The sequence below is a fragment of the Tenacibaculum sp. IB213877 genome (assembly GCF_034043975.1).
Lineage (GTDB): Bacteria > Bacteroidota > Bacteroidia > Flavobacteriales > Flavobacteriaceae > Polaribacter.
The window spans coordinates 624,200-646,233 of the sequence record NZ_JAXCHH010000001.1; the positions used below are offsets into that span (position 1 = coordinate 624,200).

Sequence of the window (22,034 nt, forward strand, 5' to 3'; positions counted from 1 at the left end):
ACACAAAACTATTCTACATATCTTCGAATATTTTTACGAATGATTCTACGGTATTGAACCAATTCTGGGAACTGATAAAAAAAGTTTATTTTTTGTTCTGCAACCGTTTCCGGATCTTCTATTCTACTATGTAATACAAAGGCAGTCCAACTTTCAGCTAAATCTTCTTCCGGACTTTCTGCTGCGTAGTCTGTAATAAAGTCTGTATAATTTTCATTATATAAACCGTATAGTTTTTCAAAACAACTCTTTTGCTCAGTAAAACAGTATTTTTTTTGAATTACATCCCATTGATCAAGCAATCCTCCACTCCAAAAACGATCTACGAATAAGTTTATATAACTTTCTTTTAGTGCTTCTCCTTCAATAGTAACATAAGGTTCATCAGATGATTGATTCTTTTTTTCAGAAGGCTTTATTTGGGTGTTATTTAATGTTATTAAATGTCCAAATTCATGAACTAAAGTATAAATTGACTGATTAATCCTTTCTCTACTTTCACTTTTAAAATTAACATCTGCAGTATCTAGTACCAGCTGCCACTCGGTATTCTTTTCATTTAAAGCTCCTAAAGCGCCTGTTTTTTCATCTACCCCATCAGTAAACAAAACAAGTCTTTTAATATATTTTTGAGTAATTTTTTTTGGAAAAATAGTGTAAAAAATATTCCAATTATATTGTGCGAGGTTTGTTTCAGGAGAATTTTTGCTTTCTATAAGTACTCCATTTCTTATTTGCCATGAGCCAATATTCTCCTCTTTATTTTCATAGGCGGGAGGCTGATGGAAATAAGTGGTTAATAAAAATACTATAAAAACTTTAATTTTCATACATCTAAAATACTTCTAACGCTTTGTTATAAGCACTTTCAAAGCTCATTGGTTTTATATTTGTTTCAACTTTTTTTGTTGTAAAATACGATAACAATTTTTCTGTTGGCATATTGCCCGTTAATTCATCTTTTGCCATAGGGCATCCTCCAAATCCTTTAATTGCTCCATCAAAACGTTTACACCCGGCTTTATAGGCACTATCTACTTTTTCAAACCAAGTAGTAGGTGTAGTATGCAAATGAGCTCCAAACTCTACATGAGGATACTCTGGTATTAAATTGGCAAATAAATAGTCTATTACCTCTGGTGTTGAACTTCCTATTGTATCAGACAAAGATACTATTTTAACTCCCATATTTGCAAGTTTTTGCGTCCACTCTCCTACTATATCTACATTCCATGGATCACCGTAAGGATTACCAAATCCCATTGATAAATACGCTACAACCTCTTTATTATTTCTATTTGCAATGGTTAAAATTTCTTGTAAAATCTCAACAGATTGTGCAATGGTTTTATGGGTATTTCTCATTTGAAAATTTTCAGAAATTGAAAATGGATACCCTAAATAATCAATTTCTTCAAATTGACATGCATCATTAGCACCTCTAATATTTGCAATTATTGCTAATAATTTACTATTTGTTGATGACAAATCTAACTTGGCTAACACCTCTGCTGTATCACGCATTTGAGGTATTGCTTTTGGAGATACAAAACTGCCAAAATCTATCGTATCAAAACCTACTTTTAGTAAAGAATTGATGTATTTAGCTTTTAATTCAGTAGAAATAAAATGACTTTTTATTCCTTGCATTGCATCTCTCGGACACTCTATGATTTTTACTTTGTCAATCATTATGCCAAATATAAAAGATATTTTAAAATATTTTTTGTGATGAATGTTAAAGATTTACAAATCATATTTAACGACTTAAAAATCAAATAAATACACGATTAATCGATGTAAAAAAGTATGCTAAAGACTAATATCTACTTAAATAATTTATTACTTTTAAACAAAAAGTGTCACAATTAAAACAGTACTTAGTCTTTGAATTAGAAACGTTTCATTGGAAGCAAAAAATCAACATATAACCCAACTAATCGAACGCTGTAAAAAAAATGATACTACTGCACAAATGGATGTGTATAAGTGTTATTACAAAGCAATGTATAATACTTCTTTTAGAATTTTAAAAGATGAATTTGAAGCAGAAGATATTATGCAAGAAGCTTTTTTAACAGCTTTTACCAAACTAAACACTTTTAAAGGTGAAGTTACGTTTGGCGCATGGTTAAAGAAAATTGTTGTTAATAAAAGTTTAACTCAACTTAAAAAAAACAACAGATATGACGAAGTAAAAATGCAAGTTGTTTCTGAAAATGAGTTTGAGGAAGAAGAAATTCATTATGAAAATTTACAGACGCAAAATGTACTGAACTCTATCAATAATTTAAAAGATAATTACAGATTGGTGTTAACACTCAATTTAATTGAAGGATATGATTATGAAGAAATTGCTCAAATTTTAAAGTATACTAATGAAAATGTACGAACAACTTTATCTAGAGCAAAAAAGAAGTTAAAACAAGTTTTACTTGTAAACCAACAAAAAACACAGATTTATGGACAATAAATTACAAGAGTTTTTTTCGAATACCAATTTTGATATTCATGAACCTCATTCAAGCCACGAAGCTCGTTTTTTACGAAAATTACAGCAACCCCAAAAAACAAAAAGTTCATCTTGGAAATGGTTAAGTATTGCTGCCTCAGTAATATTACTATTAGGTTTTTATTTAGGTAGCTATCATCAAAAAAGACAATATGATTTAGCGGATGTTTCACCCAAAATGGCAGAAGCTCAAAACTTTTTTGTAAACACTATTAACCAAGAGCTTATACAAGTTGAAAAGTATAGAAATATAGAAACAGAAAGTATTATTGAAGACGCTTTAAATGAAATTGAAGAACTGGAAGATCAATACAACAACTTTAAAAGCGAACTTAATAACAACGTTAACAAGCGTCTAGTAATTCAAAATATGATTAGTAATTATCAACAACGGTTAATTGTTTTAGAAAAATTACTTGATCAACTAGAAATTATAAACAAACCATCCTCTTTAAATTTAATAGAAAATGAAATCATCTAATATTTTATACTTACTTCTTTTATTTCCTTTTTTTGCTTTTTCAAACCCAATAAAAAAGCATGAAAAGAGCAAAACTCTAAAAAAAGAATATAGTGTAAATAAAAACGCCACTCTTTTTATTGACAATAAATATGGAGATATTAATGTTACTACTTGGAATGAAAACAAAATAGAAATAACCGTAAAAATAACAGTATCGGGTAATGATTTAAACAGGGTTGAAAACAAACTTGATGCTATTGATGTTGATTTTGAAGCTACTAAAAACTTAGTAGAAGCTCGTACAAGAATTGAAAATAATAGATCTAATTGGTCTTGGTGGGGAAATAACAACAATGTAAATTTTAAGATAAATTACTTTGTTAATATGCCTAAAACCAATAATGCCGACTTCAATAATAAATATGGTGGAATTGAACTAGGTATTTTAGAAGGAAAAGCTAATATTAATTGCGATTATGGTAAAATTGAAATTGAAAAATTATTGAATAACTCTAATACTATTGAATTAGATTACTGTAGCAATTCTGAAATTCAATACTTAAAATCGGGTAGTATTAATGCTGATTATTCAAAACTTGAAATTATTGAAGCAGATGAAATAAAATCTAACTTAGATTATACTACGCTTACAATTGAAAAAGTAAATAATTTTTCTTTTAATAGTGATTATGGAAACATTACAGTTGATGAAGCAACAAACGTAACAGGTAATTCAGATTATGCTGGAATGCGGTTTGGTACTATTAAAAAGAACTTAAAAATTGATACCGATTACGGAGGCATTAAAGTAAAAAATCTTGCTAAAAACTTTGAAAACGTGACCATTAACACCAGTTATGCTAGCGTTAAAATTGAAACTCCAACCAACAACAACTTCAATTTTACTGTTAGTTTAAGCTATGCCGAATTTGGATACCCTGAGCATCAAGTACAAATGTTTAAAAGCATTAAAAAATCAACCAAAAAGTATTATGAAGGTACTTTTGGTAACGGAAATTCAAACTCTAATATCTCTATAAAATCTAGTTATGGCGGAGTTTCTATCAAAACAAATGATTAACTACTAATTTATTATAACATGAAAAAAGTTTTATTAATTACTTTCACTTTACTAATAGGTATTTCTACAAATGCACAAGGGTGGTGGAGTTCAAAAAAGGTAAAAGGAAACGGTAAAGTAATTACCGAAAAAAGACCTGTAGATGATTTTGATGATGTTAGCGTTGGCGGTTCATTTGATGTCATTCTTGTTGATGGTAAAGAAGGACAAGTTACCATTGAAGGAGAAGAAAATATTATGCCGTATATAATTACAGAAGTTAAAGGGGGAACTTTAAAAATTAAACATAAAGATAATGTTAATATTCGTACAACCCGTCGTTTAACTGTTACGGTACCTTTTGAAAAGATTGATGGAATTTCTTTAGGTGGATCTGGAAATGTAATCGCTAAAAAACGCATAAAATCTGATAAAGTTTCTTTTGCAATTGGAGGTTCAGGTGATATCGAAGCTGATGTAGATGCAAACTCAGTAAACAGTTCTATTGGCGGCTCTGGAAGCATTAAATTAAAAGGAAATACCGAAAATTTTAAATGCTCAATTGCTGGTTCTGGTAGTGTAAAAGCTTATGACTTGAAAACTGATAATTTAAAAGCAAGTATAGCTGGTTCTGGTAGTGTACAAACATCTGTAACCCATAAAATTGACGCTAATGTTGTTGGATCTGGAAGTGTTTATTATAAAGGAAACCCTAAGTATATTGACACTAACTCTGTTGGTTCTGGAGATGTAATTAAAAGAGATTAATTTTACTAAAACACATAAAAAAATCCGTTGTTAGCTAACAACGGATTTCTTATTTATTGGTATTATTATCTTTATTGTAATGCTGCTAAACTAGCTTTAAGTGTTTCAATCTTTGCTAAAGCATCCGCTTCTTTTTTCTTTTCATTCGCTACTACTTGCTCTGGTGCTCCGCTCACAAAACGTTCGTTAGACAACTTCTTTTGAACCGATTTTAAGAAACCTTCAGTATAATTTAATTCTTCTGTTAACTTCTGAATTTCTTCTTCTACATTTATATTATCTAAAGAAATCGGAATAAAATATTCGTTTGACTTTACACGGAAACTCATTGCTCCTTCTAAGGTTTCAGTGATATAGTCTAATTTTTCAACATTTCCTAACTTCTGAATTACCGAATCAAACTGATTAGAAACCTTCTCATTATTGATTACTGATAAATCAATCGTTTCTTTAAAAGCAATATTCTTTTCTTTTCTGATGGTTCTAATACCTGAAACAACTTCAGAAGCAAAATCAAAATCAGTTATTAAACTTTCATTACTTTCTTGTACTTCTGGGTATTTAGCTACAATTAATGCCTCTTCTGGACTTCTATCTGCAATAAGCTGCCAAATTTCCTCAGTAATAAACGGCATAAACGGATGCAAAATCTTTAAGTTATCTTCAAAAATAGCAATAACTTCATTATACGTTTTAGCATCAATTGGTTGTTGGTAAGCTGGTTTTACAATTTCTAATAACCATCCACAAAAATCATCATAAATCAACTTATACATCGCCATCAAAGCATCGCTTAAACGATATTTACTGTAATGATCTTCAATGTCTGCTAACGTTTTTTGAAACTTCGCTTTATACCACTCAATAGCAATTTTACTTGCTTGTGGTTGTTCTCTTTTATCTGATTTTTCCCATAGTGTAGTTAAATAAAAAGCACTCCAAATTTTGTTACCTAAACCTTTTCCTTGCTGACAAAGTGCTTCATCAAATAATAGATCGTTACCCGCTGCTGAACTTAACAACAACCCTACTCTCACTCCGTCTGCACTATAATCTTCAATTAATTTTAACGCATCTGGTGAGTTTCCTAACGATTTACTCATTTTACGACGTTGCTTGTCGCGTACCAATCCAGTTAAATATACATTTTCAAACGGACGCGCATCTTTATATTCGTAACCAGCAATGATCATACGAGCAACCCAGAAGAATAAAATATCTGGACCCGTAACTAAATCGTTTGTTGGGTAATAATAGTTGATTTCTTCATTCTCTGGATTACGAATTCCGTCAAAAACTGAAATTGGCCATAACCAAGATGAGAACCAAGTATCTAAAACATCTGGATCTTGACGTAAATCAGAAGCAGAAAGTGATGAATTTCCTGTTTTTTCTTGCGCCAGTACTAATGCCTCTTGGAGGCTTTCAGCTACAACGAAGTCTTCTTTACCATCACCATAATAGAACGCTGGAATTTGTTGTCCCCACCATAACTGACGAGAAATATTCCAATCACGAATATTTTCCATCCAGTGACGGTACGTATTTTCAAATTTCTTCGGATATAACTTTACCTCTCTATCTTCACCTAAAACAGCCTCTAAAGCAGGTTTTGCTAAATCTTCCATTTTTAAGAACCATTGATCTGATAATCTTGGTTCAATAACTGCTTTGGTTCTTTCAGAAGTACCTACTTTATTGATGTACTGTTCAATTTTAACTAAATATCCTTTTTCTTCAAGTTCTTTAGAAATTTCTTTACGAACTACAAATCGGTCTTTCCCTTGATAATGTAACCCGAAAGAGTTTAACGTAGCATCTTCATTGAAAATATCTGTAACTTCAAGATTGTGTTTTTCTCCTAAAACTTTATCGTTTTCATCGTGCGCAGGTGTTACTTTTAAACAACCTGTACCAAATTCAACATCTACATATTCATCTTCAATAATTGGAATTTCACGATTACATAACGGCACGATAGCTTTCTTTCCTTTTAAATGCGAAAAACGCTCATCAGTTGGATTGATACAAATAGCTGTATCTCCTAAAATAGTTTCCGGACGCGTAGTAGCAATGGTTACTTTTTCATCAGAATCAACGATATCATATTGTAAGTAATATAAATTTCCTTGACGCTCTTCGTAAATCACCTCTTCATCAGAAAGTGTTGTTTTTGCTTCCGGATCCCAATTTACCATACGGTAACCACGATAAATTAAGCCTTTATTATACAAATCAACAAAAACTTTAATTACCGACTCACTCATATCATCATCCATGGTGAACTTAGTACGATCCCAATCACATGAAGCTCCTAATTTTTTAAGCTGCTCTAAAATAATGCCTCCATATTGTTCTTTCCATTCAAAAGCATGCTTTAAAAACTCCTCTCTAGAAATATCGCTCTTATCAATTCCTTGTTCTTTTAGTTTTGCAACTACTTTTGCTTCAGTAGCGATAGAAGCATGATCTGTACCAGGAACCCAACATGCATTTTTACCTTGCAAACGTGCACGACGTATTAACACATCTTGAATGGTGTTATTCAACATATGTCCCATATGTAAAACCCCAGTTACGTTTGGTGGCGGAATTACAATTGTATATGGTTCACGATCATCAACTTCAGAATGAAAATAATTATGCTTCATCCAGTAGTCATACCATTTACTTTCTACATCTTTTGCATTATATTTTGATGGAATATTCATTTTTTGGCATTATTTTTGAAATACGATATGCAAAAATACAACTATCTATGACGTACAGAAAATTAGAGGTTGATTTTTTATAACTAAAAAAAAATGTATTTTTGTAACAAGGCAACCCCTAAACAATTATTAAAAATTATGAGAACAATTTTATCATTTATTGCAGTTTGTTTTATTACTTTAACAGTATCTGCTCAAGAATTTAAGTTTGAATCTGAAACGATTGATTATGGAAAAATCGCTCAAGGTTCTGAAGGAAAGAGAGTTTTTGAATTCACAAATGTTGGTGAAGCTCCGTTAATTATTAAAGATATCAAGTCTACTTGTGGTTGTACTGTTCCTAAAAAACCTGAAAAACCAATTATGCCAGGTGAAAAAGGACAAATTGAAGTTTCTTATGATACTAAAAGATTAGGAGGTTTCTCTAAAGCAATTACTATTTACTCTAACGCTAAAGAGGAAAGAAAAATGTTAAAAATTAAAGGTTATATTTCTAAAGATGCTCCACAAGGATAATCTTTCCAATATAAATTATAAAAAAATCCTCACTGTGGTGAGGATTTTTTTATATCCGCTTTTTTAAAATAAATTCAAATTTTAATCTCATTCCTAATCTTTCTACTTCAATTTTTATTTTTTTGTTAGGTTTACTAAGAAAAAGGTGAGTAATTTCATCTAGAGAATACGTATGTGCTGGTCTACCATTAATTCTCTTTATAACATCTCCTTTTTCTATACCTGCATTGTCTCCGGGAGAACCTTCTAAAACATGATCTATTTTATAAGAAGGCTTGAACTTATAGTGATAACTTGTAATAAATGATATTGTTTTATTATTAGACGTTTCACCTTTATAGCCGTAGGGGTTGTTAACTTTAGTTATACCTTGCTCTTTAACTAATTCTTGTCCACTATATACTACGTGTAATCCACTCATATTGTAGTAAAAGGCTTTTTTTAATGAACTATTTTTCTTTATTATCATTTTGTTGTTAGGGTAATCTAGCCAAACTTTAAATCTTTTAAGAATTGCCCCACCTACACTACCGTTCCGTTCTTGAAATCTTCTTGCATGATGTGTAGAAAGCGAATCTAAAAATGAAACTGTGGGGTTTTTGATTTCAAAATCACCTAAAGATATCTTAGATATTTTACTTCTATTACCATAAATAGTTCCACTTAAACCCTCCCCTAAAACATCTTGAAAATATTTTTTGGGTGTTTTAATTTCTTCTTTGGTATTTTCAAATAACCATAAAGCATCACTTCCTCCAGAATCTATCAATAGCTTTACATCTGTCGTTTTATTTTCTACTGTGTCTATTTGAATTTTTGCATTTATATAGGGCTTATTTCTATAAAACTCTAAAGGAAACTCTTCACATTTTCGACATTTTTTTAAGAAATATTTTTCTGGGTTATAAAAAGTAATTGTTTTATGATTGTAGTTGATCTTAGCTATCACGTTTTTTAATAAATCATAACCAATAATACCATGAATGGTTATTCCCATTTTTGCTGAAATATTAAAATTATCTCTTAAAATAACATACAAATCTTGATTAGAGCTTATCATGTCTTTGATGTTAAATCTATTATTTTGAGATAACAAGGCTTCTACTGGCTCTCCACTACCTAAGCCTTGTAAGGTTATTTTGCTAATTTCATTTAGCCCTAAGCTATCATTTTTTGTAAGGTTAAATAAAATTGTTTTGTTAACTCCTGTATCTAAAATAAATGAAAGTTCTTTACCATTTATTACTAATGGTAAAACAATTAAATTATTGATTAATTTAAATTTTACCTCTTGCTTAGCAGGGTTCTTTCCATAAAATTTAAATCCTCTTTGAGCTAGGTTTTTTGAAAAAATAAAAATAAAAAACAGGGATAGTAATAATTTTCTCAACATAAACTTCATAAAATTGAAAAATCAATATACAATACAATTTTTATTTTCTTTTATTTTTTTAAATATTTAATCCTTTTGTAAATATAAATGTCTTAATTTTTGATATGAATTATTTATCCGTTTTCAATTATATTTTGCAAATTTGCCTTTCAAACAACTAAAACAAAAAACAAATGCCTTCTATTTCTACAAAAGGTAAATTAATGCCACAATCACCAATCAGAAAATTGGTGCCTTATGCAGAAAAAGCTTATAAGCAAGGAAAAACTGTATATCACCTAAATATTGGTCAACCTGATATTAAAACACCACAAATTGCGTTAGATGCTGTAAAAATTCATTCACTTGATATTATTGCATACACAAGGTCTGAAGGTTCTGAAGAATACAGGAAAAAAATAGCTAAATATTATGCTAAAAATAAAATTGACGTTAATCATGATGATATTATTGTAACTACTGGTGGTAGTGAAGCTTTATTATTTGCTTTTGGTAGTATTATGGATGTTGATGATGAAATTATTATTCCTGAACCTTTTTATGCAAATTATAATGGTTTTTCTACATCATCTGGTGTAAATATCGTTCCTGTAATATCAAAAATTGAAGATAATTTTGCACTTCCTCTTATTGAAGAGTTTGAAAAGCTTATCACTCCAAAAACAAAAGCTATTTTAATTTGTAATCCTGGAAATCCAACAGGCTATTTATATTCAAAGGAAGAAATAAAAAAACTAGCTGATTTAGTAAAAAAGCATGATCTTTTTTTAATTGCTGATGAAGTTTATAGAGAGTTTGCTTATGACGGAGTAAAACATTACTCAATAATGGAAGAACCTTCTATTGAGCAACACGCTATTATGATTGATTCTGTATCTAAGCGTTATAGTATGTGTGGAGCACGTATTGGTTGTTTAGTCAGCAAAAATAAAGAAGTTATAACTACAGCCTTAAAATTTGCACAAGCAAGATTAAGTCCGCCTACATTAGCACAAATTGCTAGTGAAGCAGCCTTAGATACACCACAAAGTTATTTTGATGATGTTATTAATGAATATGTTGAAAGACGTAATACTTTAATAGAAGGTTTAAGTAAAATAGACGGAGTTAAAGTTGCGACGCCTAAAGGTGCTTTTTATTGTATAGCAGAATTACCAGTTAAAAACAGTGATGATTTTGCACAATGGCTTTTAGAAAAATTTGATTTTAATGGTGAAACTGTTATGGTTGCTCCAGCGGCAGGATTTTACTCTACTCCAGGAGTTGGTCTTAATCAGATAAGAATTGCCTATGTTTTAAATAAAGAGAGTTTACAAAAAGCTGTGAATATTATTAAAGAAGCATTAAAAGTTTATAAAGATTAATTGAATATTCAAGAAAACATATCATTAAAAAATTACAACACGTTTGGTATTGATGTTAATGCCAAACGTTTTGTTTCAATTGAATCAGTATATGAACTTCAACAATTACTAAAAAAAGAAAAAGATGTTTTTTTAGTATCTGGAGGCAGTAACATGTTGTTAACTTCTGATATAGAAAAACTTGTTGTACATATAAATATCCAAGGAATTTCAATCGATAAAGAAGATGAAAACCATGTATATTTAACTGTAAATGCTGGAGAAAATTGGCATGATTTTGTTTTGTGGACTATTTCCCAAGATTATGGCGGAATAGAAAACTTATCCTTAATTCCTGGTAATGTTGGCACCTGCCCTATTCAAAATATTGGTGCATATGGAGTTGAAGTAAAGGATGTTATTACTAAAGTAGAAGCTATTGAAATTGAGTCAAGAAAATTAGTTTCTTTCTCAAATAAAGAATGTGATTTTGGCTATCGAAACTCCATTTTTAAAAATGAAGCAAAAGGAAAATATATAATTACCTCTGTAAGCTTTCAATTAACCAAAAAGAATCATCAACTAAATACGTATTATGGTGCTATTGAAACTGAATTAGCTTCAAAAAATATTACAAATCCAACTATTAAAGATGTTTCTGATGCTGTTATTGCTATCAGACAATCAAAATTACCTGATCCTAAAGAAATTGGTAATAGTGGAAGTTTCTTTAAAAATCCTGTGATTTCTCAAAAACATTTTAACAAACTTCAAGAAGAGTATTCTGATATTCCATCGTACAAAGTATCTGAAACTGAAGTTAAAGTTCCTGCTGGTTGGTTAATAGAAAAAAGTGGATTTAAAGGAAAACGCTTTGGAGATTACGGTGTTCATGAAAAACAAGCATTAGTATTGGTAAACTACGGAAATGCTTCAGGAAAAGAAATTTATCAATTAGCACAAAAAATCCAAAGAACTATCAAGGAAAAATTTGGGATAGACTTGGAAATTGAAGTAAATGTAATTTAAATTCTACTTATTTTTTTACAACTACAGGTTGTAAAGTCCTACTATTTATAATTTTAGTTCCTAAAATAATAATTAAAGCTATAAAAGTCATTTTGTAAGTTTTTAAGATTAAATGCTACTATTAAGACACTAAAAAAATTAAAAGTCACTTAATTAAACAAAACGCTAAAGATTATTTATCTTTGTAACCTCAAATAAAAGTACATGAAATTAGTTTTTCTTACCATAGGATTGTTAGCATTAGGATTTGCAGGAATTGCCATTAAAATTTGGGCAAAAAAGGACGGAAAATTTGCAGGTACATGTGCAAGTCAAAATCCGATGTTGAATGAAGGAGGTGAACCATGTGGTTTTTGCGGAAAAACTCCAGATCAATTTGACAATTGTAGCGAACCGCAACATCAATAAAATTTAAATAATTTTAGAAACTTTTTAAGTTTACGTACTTATTGTTATCTTTATAACAATAGTAATTTCTATTATTTCACTTTGAATATCAGCAAAGAAACACTTCTCAAACATATTCAGCAAGCAAAAAAAGGCAATCAAATATCTTTTAATTTTTTGTTAGATACTTTTTGGCCTATTGTGTATAATTATCAGCTAAAAAGAACATTGAATGAAAATGAAGCTGAAGATATTACCATTCGTACTTTTTCTAAAGCTTTTGATAAAATAGATACTTTTGATGAGCAATATCAATTTAAAACATGGTTAATAGCTATTTCAAAAAATATTCATATAGATTTATTGAGAAAAAATAGCTCTTCTGTTTCTGTAAAAACTACCAATGCACAACAAGAAGAAGTATATAAAATTGTTGATGATGCACCTTCTGCTGAAGATAAGATTATAACAGAGCAAAATTTAGCCAAGTTACTGAAAGACATTAAACAGTTAAAGCCTAAATACCAAGAAATCATCACCTTAAGATACTTTCAAGAATTGAGTTATAAAGAGATTTCTGAACAAATTAATGAGCCTATAAATAATGTAAAAGTTAAGCTTCTTAGAGCAAAAAAGTTATTAGCAGAAATAATAAAAAAATCTTAGAAATATTTTGTACATTCGCACGGTTTTTGATTTTTAATCAAAAATTATAATCCCTAAAAATTATCAAAGATGCGAGTACAATTATCAACTTCATACATAAAAACTATCTTAGTTTTCTTTGCATTTTTATTTATTCAAACAAGTTTTGGCCAATCAGAATCTGAAACTATAAAAAATGCTTTTACAGATGCTAGTATAAAAAGTAGAGGTAAATTAATGGAAGAAAGCGGTAAATTCCGTTTAGAATTTCATGATATTTACGAAAGCGATTCGCAAGCAAAATATTTGCAAGGTATGGGTTACCACGGTGGTGGACCAAGTTGGTTAGGAATTATTTTTGGTGCATTTAAATTAGCTGAAAGTGATTTAATAGACCAACTAACTATGAATGTTGAAGTTACCGGAGTTACTTTTTGGAGTGCAAACAAAGAAGAATTAGAAAGTATTCAACGTGTAATTTCTTTAATCAAATCTAACGATCAGCTTTTATTAAAATCTATTGATAAAGCAAAAGAGTTTGATATGATGCTCTAAAACTTTCTTTGTAAATTTGCATTTCAAATTCATTAGAATAGAATGTCAAATACAACTATAACAACTCCATCAGAAGAAAGAGTAAAAAAACCTAAATGGCTACGTGTAAAATTACCTGTTGGTAAAAAATATACAGAACTTCGTGGCTTAGTAGATAAATATAAATTAAACACAATTTGTACAAGTGGTAGTTGTCCTAACATGGGTGAATGTTGGGGTGAAGGTACTGCTACTTTCATGATTTTAGGAAATATTTGTACGCGTTCCTGTGGTTTTTGTGGTGTTAAAACCGGAAGACCTGAAACAGTAGAATGGGATGAACCAGAAAAGGTAGCACGTTCTATTAAAATTATGAGTATTAAACATGCGGTAATTACTTCGGTTGACCGCGACGATTTAAAAGATGGTGGTTCTATTATTTGGGCAGAAACTGTACAAGCAATACGAAGAAGTAACCCAAATACTACGTTAGAAACTTTAATTCCTGATTTTCAAGGAAACGAAAAATTAATTGATAGAATCATTGAAGTACACCCTGAAGTAGTTTCACATAATATGGAAACTGTAAGAAGATTAACTCGTGAAGTAAGAATTCAGGCAAAATATGATCGTAGTTTAGGTGTTTTAAAATATTTAAAAAATAATGGTATGCGTACTAAATCGGGTATTATGCTTGGTTTAGGAGAAACAGAAGAAGAAGTAATAGAAACCATGAAAGATCTTCGTAATGTTGGTTTAGACGTTATTACCATTGGTCAATATTTACAACCTACAAAAAAACATTTACCTGTTAAAGAATTCATAACTCCTGAACAATTTAAAAAGTATGAAGAAATTGGTAAGGAAATGGGTTTTATGTATGTTGAAAGTGGAGCTTTAGTAAGATCATCATACAAAGCTCATAAGCACGCTAGTTAATATTTTATTACGAATTCCTTAACAATAAAGCCTTTAAAAGTTAATAAAATGTAAATTTTTTATTTTTTATGCATTTGTAATTCAAATATTCGTAATTTTGGCACGTAAATTGAATACAATATTATAAACAATAATAATTGTTTTCATTGTGTAAATTATTTGAATTAGTTGATTAACAAAAGCCCGCTCTATGAGCGGGCTTTTGACTTTTATCTGTTTTTTGGTAAAAATATAGATTAATCTATATATCCCATTTTTTTCATCCATTCATCGTTAAACATTTTACCAACATAACGACTTCCGTGATCGTGAAATAATACCACAACTACATCTTCTGGTTTAAAATGTTCTTTTAACTGCAATAATCCTTTCATTGCTGCTCCAGCAGAGTTACCTAAAAACATACCTTCTTTTTTAGCTAATAACTGCGTATACACAGCAGCATCTTTATCTGTTACCTTAGTAAATCCATCTATAACATCAAAATCTACATTTTTGGGTAAGATATCTTCTCCTATTCCTTCTGTTACATATGGATAAATTTCATTCTCATCAAAAACACCCGTTTCATGATATTTTTTAAACACTGAACCGTACGTATCAATTCCCCAAACTTTTATATTCGGATTTTGTTCTTTTAAGTATTTACCAACTCCAGAAACAGTTCCTCCAGTACCAACTCCCACTACAAAATGAGTGATTTTTCCTTCAGTTTGTTTCCAAATTTCTGGACCAGTACTTTCATAATGCGCTCTGGCATTACTAGGATTATCATACTGATTTACATACCAAGAATTAGGAATTTCTTCTGATAAACGCTTAGAAACCGAGTAATAACTCCTTGGATCTTCAGGCTCAACTGCCGTTGGACAAACCACAACTTCTGCCCCAACTGCTTTTAATATGTCTATCTTTTCTTTACTCTGCTTATCTGCCATTACAAAAATACACTTGTAACCTTTAACAATAGCAGCCAAGGCTAATCCCATACCTGTATTTCCTGAAGTTCCTTCAATTATAGTCCCTCCTGGTTGTAGACGTCCGTCTGCTTCAGCATCTTCAATCATTTTTAATGCCATACGATCTTTAACCGAGTTACCTGGGTTAAATGTTTCATATTTTGCTAAAACCAAACAGGGTAATTCTTCTGCTAGTTTGTTAATTTTTACTAAAGGTGTATTTCCAATAGTTTCTAATATATTTTTTGCGTACTCCATTTTCTGAATTTTGAGTTGCAAATATAGTGGGATTAATTTGATAGAAAATATCCACAAAGAAAAATCCCGCCGTAGCGGGATTTTTTAATTTAGTTAAACCAAATTATAAAGGTTTTTACTTTAGCTAGATCTGGGATTTGTTCTTTACTTACTTTTTGTAAATCGAACTCTTTCAACCCTAGCTCTTCTTTATCAATAGTTATAGTAGCATTTAAATCATCAATTAATATAGTGGCTGATGATATTGAAGTTTCTACTTTACTAATTGTGTTATTATTATTAATTTCTGAAAATGTTGAGTTAATATTTAAACCAGAATCTGTTTTATAACGTTCATCAAAAATCTGAACACTTTTAAAGGTAGAGGTAGAATCTAATTGTTCATTTGGAACCAAAGTTAATAAATGTTTTCCTCCTTTTTCATAGATCAAATATTCATCTTCATCTTGAAAATAGTTATCACCTTTTGCTCCTTCACTCAATATTTTTACTATAGAATCATTTTTAAAAATGCTTTCTAAGTCTTGTACAGTTGTTTTAGGTGTCAACTCACCTACTTTTCCTTTAGCTATTTCAAATTTTCCGTTGCTACATTGAACAAATAATACAGATACAGCAGCTATTAGTAGAGTTTTTATTATTTTTTTCATTAATATGGTTTTGTATAGTTAACGTTTATTTTTAAATTTTAGTTTACATAACTTTTTTTAAGATACCGAAAACACTTCTAATAAAAGTAGCACTAGTTAGTACTTTTACAATTGGATTTTGACGTGTGCTTCTGCTTCTTGATGAAGATCTTCTTCTTGTTTTTTCTCTCTCCTTTCTTTCATCTTCCTCAGACTTTTCTTTATTAATTCTATCAATCTTCTCATTCAGCATCTCATAAGCACTCTCTCTATCAACAGTTTTGTTATACTTAGGAATCAATTTTGAACCGTCTAACACCTCTTTAATTTCTTTATCTGTAAGCACATCCATTCTACTCATAGGAGCACGTAGCATGGTTCTTACCAATGGCGTTGGAATCCCTTTTTCATTTAATACAGATACTAAAGCTTCTCCAATACCTAACTGAGTTAAAACTTCAGAAGTATCATAATATTCAGAATCCGGATAGTTTTCTGCAGCTAGCTTAATGGCTTTTCTATCTTTAGCAGTAAAAGCACGTAGTGCATGTTGTACTTTCATACCTAATTGTGCCAAAACATCTTCTGGTACATCTTTAGGGTTTTGAGTTACAAAATACAGCCCTATTCCTTTGGAACGGATTAGCTTTACAATACTTTCTATTTGACTTAACAATGCTTTTGAAGCTTGATCAAACACCAAATGTGCTTCATCAATAAAGATGATTAATTCAGGTCTACCACTATCTCCTTGCTCTGGAAAAGTTTCATATACCTCTGCTAATAACTGTAACATAAAGGTTGAAAACAACTTTGGTTTGTCTTGAATATCTGTTAAACGCAATACAGAAATAACTCCACGACCGTTTTCATCAATTCGAGTCAAATCATCCACATCAAAAGATTTTTCACCAAAAAACAGCTCTCCTCCTTGCTGCTCTAACTCAACAATTTTACGTAAAATTGCTCCTGTGCTTGCGGTAGAAATGCGTCCGTATTCTTCCTGAATTTCTTCTTTTCCTTCTGCAGTAACAAACTGTAAAATCTTCTTAAAATCTTTTAAATCCAATAATGGTAATTGATTGTCATCACAATATTTAAAGATAATAGCAACAATACCAGCTTGGGTTTCGGTTAGATCTAAAATTCGTGATAGCAAAACCGGACCAAATTCTGAAACTGTTGCACGTAAACGAACACCATCTTGTTCAGAAATTGACAAAATTTCTATGGGAAATTTTTGAGCATTGAACGGAATACCAATTTTTTCATGACGTTCATCAATTTTAGCATGCCCTGGACTTGGTTGCGCTAATCCACTTAAATCTCCTTTTACATCCATTAACAACACCGGAATTCCTTTTTCCGACATGTTTTCTGCTAATACTTGTAAGGTTTTTGTCTTACCGGTACCTGTAGCTCCAGCAATCAACCCATGACGATTTAAGGTTTTTAAAGGAATATTTACTAATGCATTGGTTACAGTTTCTTCTCCTAACATACCTGCTCCTAATGTTAGAAATTCTCCTTTACAAGTATATCCTTGATTGATGTGATTGAAAAACTCTTCCGTTTTGCTCATATTTTTCTTAGAATTTTGGTGATAAAATCACGTAAAAATAGCAAAAAACATTAATTATATTTATTTCAATTTAGGAACAGTTATATCAATGGTATCAAAAATTAATCTTCCCTCATTACTAACACCATTTACAACTAATTTAATAATTTCATTATTAGTTTTTTTAACTCTTAAAATATTTGATTTGTTAGGCAATAAATTAAAATTAGGTATCCAATCAATTGCTGAATATTTCTTTTCAGATACATAATTAATATAGGTCATCAATTCTTTTTCATAGTTAATTGAAGCCTTGCTAAACCCAAAATCTGTATTATATTTTTCTTTATTAACCTCTTTTTTGTTTACTTTTTTAGATGATAAAGTTTTTGGGTTTATAGTATTAATTATTAAAACCCCATTCGATCCTCTAAACCCATATCCAGCACCTGCTTTATTTACATTAATTCTACCATCAAGCTCTGAAGCACTTATATCCTCTAACACAGAATGATCGGTAAGAATAGAACCATTTAATATAACTAATGCTTGAATATCTCCAAAAAAAGTATTGGGTCCTCTACCATTAAATACTACTGCTTTTTTAGTGCTAAGGCCTCCTGGTAAAGGTGTAGGTTGAACAAACACTATACCTGGTAAAGTATGTATTATATCAGCTATTGAGTTAAAGGGCGTCAGCATTATTTTGTTAATTTTGTGTTCTTTAACAAATTCACCTGCAATAGTTCTTTTTTGAGGTAAATAATCATCTTCTTTAGTTATCTTTCCAGTAACAATAACTTCATTTAAACTTTCATAATTTTTATTATTAAAATTTAAAGATTTCTCATCGTAAATTTGTCTTTCCAAATTCTTGTCTAAGCCTTTCAGACTACTTTTCGTTGTGTTATTAAATTTTATTTCTTCAATGTTTTTGTTTAAATAAAATTTAGCTTGCTGGTTTTTAAAAATATAAAAATTACTAGGGATAACTTCTCCTTTATTATTCAATAAAGACAACTGATAGCTAGACGGATGTAATAAATAAAGATTTGAAAATTCAAAACTCCCGTCTTTTTCCAACTTTTTAGTTAGTAATAAAGAATTTTCTTGAGATGACAATAATACTTTATACGTTTCATTTTCTTTTAAAACATTATTTACTTTTCCTGATATAGTAACTCCTTGTTCAAAAGGCTCCATTTTATTAACACTTTGTAATTTATATCCTTTAATTGAGATAGGTAGTGTTTTTAAAATCATATTAATGTCTTTCAAAGGGTCTTTTTTATCAAAAAAAAGGGCTTCATTTAGCTGGATATTATTTAAATATGGACTTATTAAGAAGTCTGTTAAAATATTCCTTTTATTATTATAAACTTTAGTTTCACTAGGTAAAACTGAGATGCTAGAATTAACTTTTGTATAATTATTTTTTAATTTCAAATCTAAAAACAAAGAATCTTTTGTTTCTTTCAATACAGAAGTTTCAATTTTTATAGTTTCTTCTTTTTTAAAATAAAAACTTTCTTCGGATAAAATATCATTTTCACTATTGAATATAGTTACTGTATTGACACCATCAAATAAAACTTCACTTCCATATCTAACTAGATAACTGTAAAAGTTTTCTTCCAAAAGAATAGGAATTACAGATTTAACAAAACCGTTACGTTGTAAAACAGCAAAAATATTCTTCCCTTTATATTTTTTTAATGTTTTTGTATTTGTTTTTATTTTAAGATTCACAACCTTTGGATTATCTGCATCTACTGCTTTTTCCAATATGATTCCATTATCATTTGCTTTGGGTAGATTAAAATGATATTTTTCTTCTTGATAATTTAATTCAATAGATTTACTTTGGTTTTCTCTTATATAAATTTTAAAACTACCTATTCCTAAAATATTACTATTAAATTTTTCTATTTTCTCGTCAATTAAATCATCTATAATAAATCCATCAGTAATTACGGGCTTATTCCCTTTAGTTATTTTAAAAAAAACTTTATTGAATGTATTTTTTAACAATGTTCCTCCTTCAGGAAAAAATTGGATCTTTAGCTTTTGAGCATCTGGATTTTCTTTATTTTGTTTAGTTTCTTTTTTTTCTAATTGTCCTTTATTATTTAAATTTATTATTTCAATTACACTTGTATACCCATTTTTATCAAAGTTTAAATTCCAAGAAGTATTTAATTGAATATAATATTGTCCATCAGGTAGATCATCTGGTATCTTTATTTCTCCATTTGTGACTCCCTCTTCCACAAAGAGTAAATTACTTTTAATAACATCGCCTTTAAGGGATAACAACTTTACGTACAAATTAGTTGTTTTTTTATATAGTTTATTGTCAATATCTTTTACAACATAACCTTTGAACCATATTTTTTCACCTGAAAAATACACTGTTTTATTAGTATGTAACGAAAACTTTTCTTTTAAGTGATTATGAAAATTTTTATTATTTTCTAAAAAAGTTTCAATAAGATTTTCTTCAATATTGTTTTCTTGAGCATTTACAGAAACAAGCAATAATAATGATAATAAAAAGACTAGTATTTTTTTCATAGTAATTAAATTTGTTTCTAATATACAATTATTGTTAATATCTTTGCACCCTTATGTTGAAAAAAGAAGTACAAGCTTTAATAAATCAGGGAAAAATGCTTCCGCTAATGGAAGAATTTTATACCATTCAAGGAGAAGGTGCTCATACAGGTACTGCTGCGTATTTTATTCGTATTGGAGGTTGTGATGTAGGTTGCCATTGGTGTGATGTAAAAGAAAGTTGGGATGCAAACTTACACCCTCCTACACATACTGACCTGATTGTTGAAAATGCTAAGAAATATGCCGAAACTGTTGTAATTACTGGTGGAGAACCTTTAATGTGGAGTTTAGATTATATAACTAATCAATTACAAGAAAGTGGTATAAAAACACATATTGAAACCTCTGGAGCGTATGATTTTTCTGGTACATGGGATTGGTTTTGTTTATCGCCCAAAAAAACAAAATTACCAATTGAACGTTGTTACCGTGAAGCAGATGAACTGAAAATGATTATTCATAACAAAAATGATTTTCATTTTGCAGAAGAGCAGGCTGCCAAAGTAGGTAAGAACTGTAAATTGTACTTACAACCTGAGTGGAGTAAAAAAGAAAAAATGATTCCGTTAATTATTGACTACGTTATGGAACACCCAAAATGGAAAATTTCATTACAAACACATAAGTATTTGAATATACCTTAAATAAAAAAACCTCACTAGTTTATTAGCGAGGTTTTTTTATTCATCTTTTTGAAAGCCTATTCTTTATAAACACCCATATTTTCATATTTATCCATACGTTGGTTTATAAGATCTGTTTCATTTAAATCTTTTAGCTCATCATACGCTTTTACAATTTGTTTTTGAACGGCTTTAAAAGCACCTTCTCTATCTGTATGCGCTCCACCTAATGGTTCTTTGATAATAGCATCAATTAACTTTTGCTTTTTCATATCGTCAGCAGTTAATTTTAACGCTTCAGCAGCTTGCTCTTTATACTCCCAACTACGCCATAAAATTGATGAGCAGGATTCTGGAGAAATTACCGTATACCAAGTATTTTCCATCATATACACTCTATCTCCTACTCCAATTCCTAATGCACCACCCGAAGCTCCTTCACCTATTACAATAGTAATAATTGGCGTTTTTAAACGCGTCATTTCAAAAATGTTACGAGCAATTGCTTCTCCTTGTCCACGTTCTTCAGCTTCTAAACCTGGATAGGCTCCTGGAGTATCTAATAGTGTTACTACAGGGATTCCAAATTTTTCTGCCATTTTCATTAAACGTAAGGCTTTACGATATCCTTCAGGATTTGCCATACCAAAATTACGATACTGACGTGTTTTAGTATTGTATCCTTTTTGCTGACCAATAAACATAAAAGATTGATCACCAATTTTACCTAAACCTCCTATCATGGCTTTATCATCTTTTACACTTCTATCTCCGTGTAATTCCATAAAAGTATCACCACAAATTGCCTTAATATAATCTAATGTATACGGTCTGTTTGGGTGACGAGATAATTGAACACGCTGCCAAGGTGTTAGGTTTTTATAAATATCTTTTCTTGCTTTTTCTAATTTTTTTTCAATTTTATTACAGGTTTCTGTAACATCAACCTCACTTTCTTCTCCTATCTCAAAACATTTTGCCAATTGATCTTCTAACTCTTTTATTGGCATTTCAAAATCTAAATATTCCATTGCTTATAAAGTTTGATTTTTTACTTTTTTAGTCATTTGTAAAAACAAACATACTAA

At 29.9% G+C, this 22,034-nt stretch carries 21 protein-coding genes; 12 read left to right on the forward strand and 9 right to left on the reverse strand.

All coding sequences use genetic code 11. The features are described from left to right. Positions 1–8 precede the first annotated feature (8 nt). On the reverse strand, positions 9–830 hold the full coding sequence (locus SLH33_RS02715) for a hypothetical protein (protein ID WP_320417524.1): 822 nt from the start codon (positions 828–830) through the stop codon (positions 9–11). Positions 831–834: 4 nt separating this feature from the next. Next, positions 835–1,689, reverse strand: coding sequence for a hydroxymethylglutaryl-CoA lyase (locus tag SLH33_RS02720; protein ID WP_320417564.1), 855 nt, complete (start codon positions 1,687–1,689; stop codon positions 835–837). A gap of 217 nt (positions 1,690–1,906) precedes the next feature. Between SLH33_RS02720 and SLH33_RS02725 the strand changes: the two genes are divergently transcribed. The 4 genes from SLH33_RS02725 to SLH33_RS02740 are packed head-to-tail and all read left to right on the forward strand — an operon-like array spanning position 1,907 to position 4,803. Beyond that, entirely contained in the window at positions 1,907–2,473 is a 567-nt protein-coding gene (locus SLH33_RS02725; RefSeq protein ID WP_320417525.1) for an RNA polymerase sigma factor, read from the forward strand. After that, the gene (locus SLH33_RS02730) at positions 2,463–2,993 is read left to right on the forward strand and encodes a hypothetical protein (protein WP_320417526.1); all 531 of its coding nucleotides are present in this window, start codon (positions 2,463–2,465) and stop codon (positions 2,991–2,993) included. The genes SLH33_RS02725 and SLH33_RS02730 overlap by 11 nt, the downstream gene beginning before the upstream one ends. After that, positions 2,980–4,056: a hypothetical protein gene (locus SLH33_RS02735; protein WP_320417527.1), complete on the forward strand. Its 1,077-nt coding sequence runs from the start codon at positions 2,980–2,982 to the stop codon at positions 4,054–4,056. Before SLH33_RS02730 ends, SLH33_RS02735 begins: the two co-directional genes overlap by 14 nt. Before the next feature lie 18 nt (positions 4,057–4,074). Continuing rightward, positions 4,075–4,803: a head GIN domain-containing protein gene (locus tag SLH33_RS02740; RefSeq protein WP_320417528.1), complete on the forward strand. Its 729-nt coding sequence runs from the start codon at positions 4,075–4,077 to the stop codon at positions 4,801–4,803. Between the two features lie 71 nt (positions 4,804–4,874). Here SLH33_RS02740 and SLH33_RS02745 read toward each other — a convergent pair whose 3' ends face one another. After that, positions 4,875–7,514: a valine--tRNA ligase gene (locus SLH33_RS02745; RefSeq protein WP_320417529.1), complete on the reverse strand. Its 2,640-nt coding sequence runs from the start codon at positions 7,512–7,514 to the stop codon at positions 4,875–4,877. 138 nt (positions 7,515–7,652) lie between these two features. On the opposite strand from SLH33_RS02745, the gene SLH33_RS02750 reads away from it, so the two are divergent. Further along, a complete protein-coding gene (locus SLH33_RS02750) occupies positions 7,653–8,030 on the forward strand; it encodes a DUF1573 domain-containing protein (RefSeq protein ID WP_320417530.1) in 378 nt (125 codons plus the stop codon). A gap of 49 nt (positions 8,031–8,079) precedes the next feature. Here SLH33_RS02750 and SLH33_RS02755 read toward each other — a convergent pair whose 3' ends face one another. After that, positions 8,080–9,432 carry an aspartyl protease family protein gene (locus tag SLH33_RS02755; protein WP_320417531.1) on the reverse strand — a complete coding sequence of 451 codons (1,353 nt, stop codon included), beginning with the start codon at positions 9,430–9,432 and terminating at the stop codon, positions 8,080–8,082. A gap of 164 nt (positions 9,433–9,596) precedes the next feature. On the opposite strand from SLH33_RS02755, the gene SLH33_RS02760 reads away from it, so the two are divergent. The 6 genes from SLH33_RS02760 to lipA all read left to right on the forward strand — a co-directional run bounded on the left by SLH33_RS02760 (position 9,597) and on the right by lipA (position 14,300). Beyond that, complete coding sequence (locus SLH33_RS02760) at positions 9,597–10,787, forward strand: pyridoxal phosphate-dependent aminotransferase (RefSeq protein ID WP_320417532.1); 1,191 nt, start codon at positions 9,597–9,599, stop codon at positions 10,785–10,787. Next, a complete protein-coding gene (gene murB, locus SLH33_RS02765; RefSeq protein ID WP_320417533.1) occupies positions 10,788–11,795 on the forward strand; it encodes a UDP-N-acetylmuramate dehydrogenase in 1,008 nt (335 codons plus the stop codon). Positions 11,796–11,999: 204 nt separating this feature from the next. Next, positions 12,000–12,203 carry a membrane or secreted protein gene (locus SLH33_RS02770; protein ID WP_320417534.1) on the forward strand — a complete coding sequence of 68 codons (204 nt, stop codon included), beginning with the start codon at positions 12,000–12,002 and terminating at the stop codon, positions 12,201–12,203. Between the two features lie 81 nt (positions 12,204–12,284). Beyond that, the gene (locus SLH33_RS02775; RefSeq protein ID WP_320417535.1) at positions 12,285–12,848 is read left to right on the forward strand and encodes a sigma-70 family RNA polymerase sigma factor; all 564 of its coding nucleotides are present in this window, start codon (positions 12,285–12,287) and stop codon (positions 12,846–12,848) included. A gap of 69 nt (positions 12,849–12,917) precedes the next feature. Continuing rightward, positions 12,918–13,382: a hypothetical protein gene (locus SLH33_RS02780; protein WP_320417536.1), complete on the forward strand. Its 465-nt coding sequence runs from the start codon at positions 12,918–12,920 to the stop codon at positions 13,380–13,382. 42 nt (positions 13,383–13,424) lie between these two features. Then, the gene (gene lipA, locus SLH33_RS02785) at positions 13,425–14,300 is read left to right on the forward strand and encodes a lipoyl synthase (protein WP_320417537.1); all 876 of its coding nucleotides are present in this window, start codon (positions 13,425–13,427) and stop codon (positions 14,298–14,300) included. Between the two features lie 236 nt (positions 14,301–14,536). Here lipA and SLH33_RS02790 read toward each other — a convergent pair whose 3' ends face one another. The 4 genes from SLH33_RS02790 to SLH33_RS02805 form a co-directional block, all read right to left on the reverse strand. Continuing rightward, positions 14,537–15,517: a PLP-dependent cysteine synthase family protein gene (locus SLH33_RS02790; RefSeq protein ID WP_320417538.1), complete on the reverse strand. Its 981-nt coding sequence runs from the start codon at positions 15,515–15,517 to the stop codon at positions 14,537–14,539. A gap of 89 nt (positions 15,518–15,606) precedes the next feature. Beyond that, positions 15,607–16,167 carry a hypothetical protein gene (locus tag SLH33_RS02795; RefSeq protein WP_320417539.1) on the reverse strand — a complete coding sequence of 187 codons (561 nt, stop codon included), beginning with the start codon at positions 16,165–16,167 and terminating at the stop codon, positions 15,607–15,609. A gap of 43 nt (positions 16,168–16,210) precedes the next feature. Beyond that, on the reverse strand, positions 16,211–17,728 hold the full coding sequence (locus SLH33_RS02800) for a helicase HerA-like domain-containing protein (protein ID WP_320417540.1): 1,518 nt from the start codon (positions 17,726–17,728) through the stop codon (positions 16,211–16,213). Between the two features lie 60 nt (positions 17,729–17,788). Further along, positions 17,789–20,281, reverse strand: coding sequence for a Plug domain-containing protein (locus SLH33_RS02805; protein ID WP_320417541.1), 2,493 nt, complete (start codon positions 20,279–20,281; stop codon positions 17,789–17,791). A 53-nt stretch (positions 20,282–20,334) separates the two neighbouring features. On the opposite strand from SLH33_RS02805, the gene SLH33_RS02810 reads away from it, so the two are divergent. After that, complete coding sequence (locus SLH33_RS02810) at positions 20,335–20,967, forward strand: 7-carboxy-7-deazaguanine synthase QueE (protein ID WP_320417542.1); 633 nt, start codon at positions 20,335–20,337, stop codon at positions 20,965–20,967. Positions 20,968–21,023: 56 nt separating this feature from the next. On the opposite strand, the gene SLH33_RS02815 is transcribed toward SLH33_RS02810, so the two are convergent. Then, on the reverse strand, positions 21,024–21,977 hold the full coding sequence (locus SLH33_RS02815; protein ID WP_320417543.1) for an acetyl-CoA carboxylase carboxyltransferase subunit alpha: 954 nt from the start codon (positions 21,975–21,977) through the stop codon (positions 21,024–21,026). Positions 21,978–22,034 lie beyond the last annotated feature (57 nt).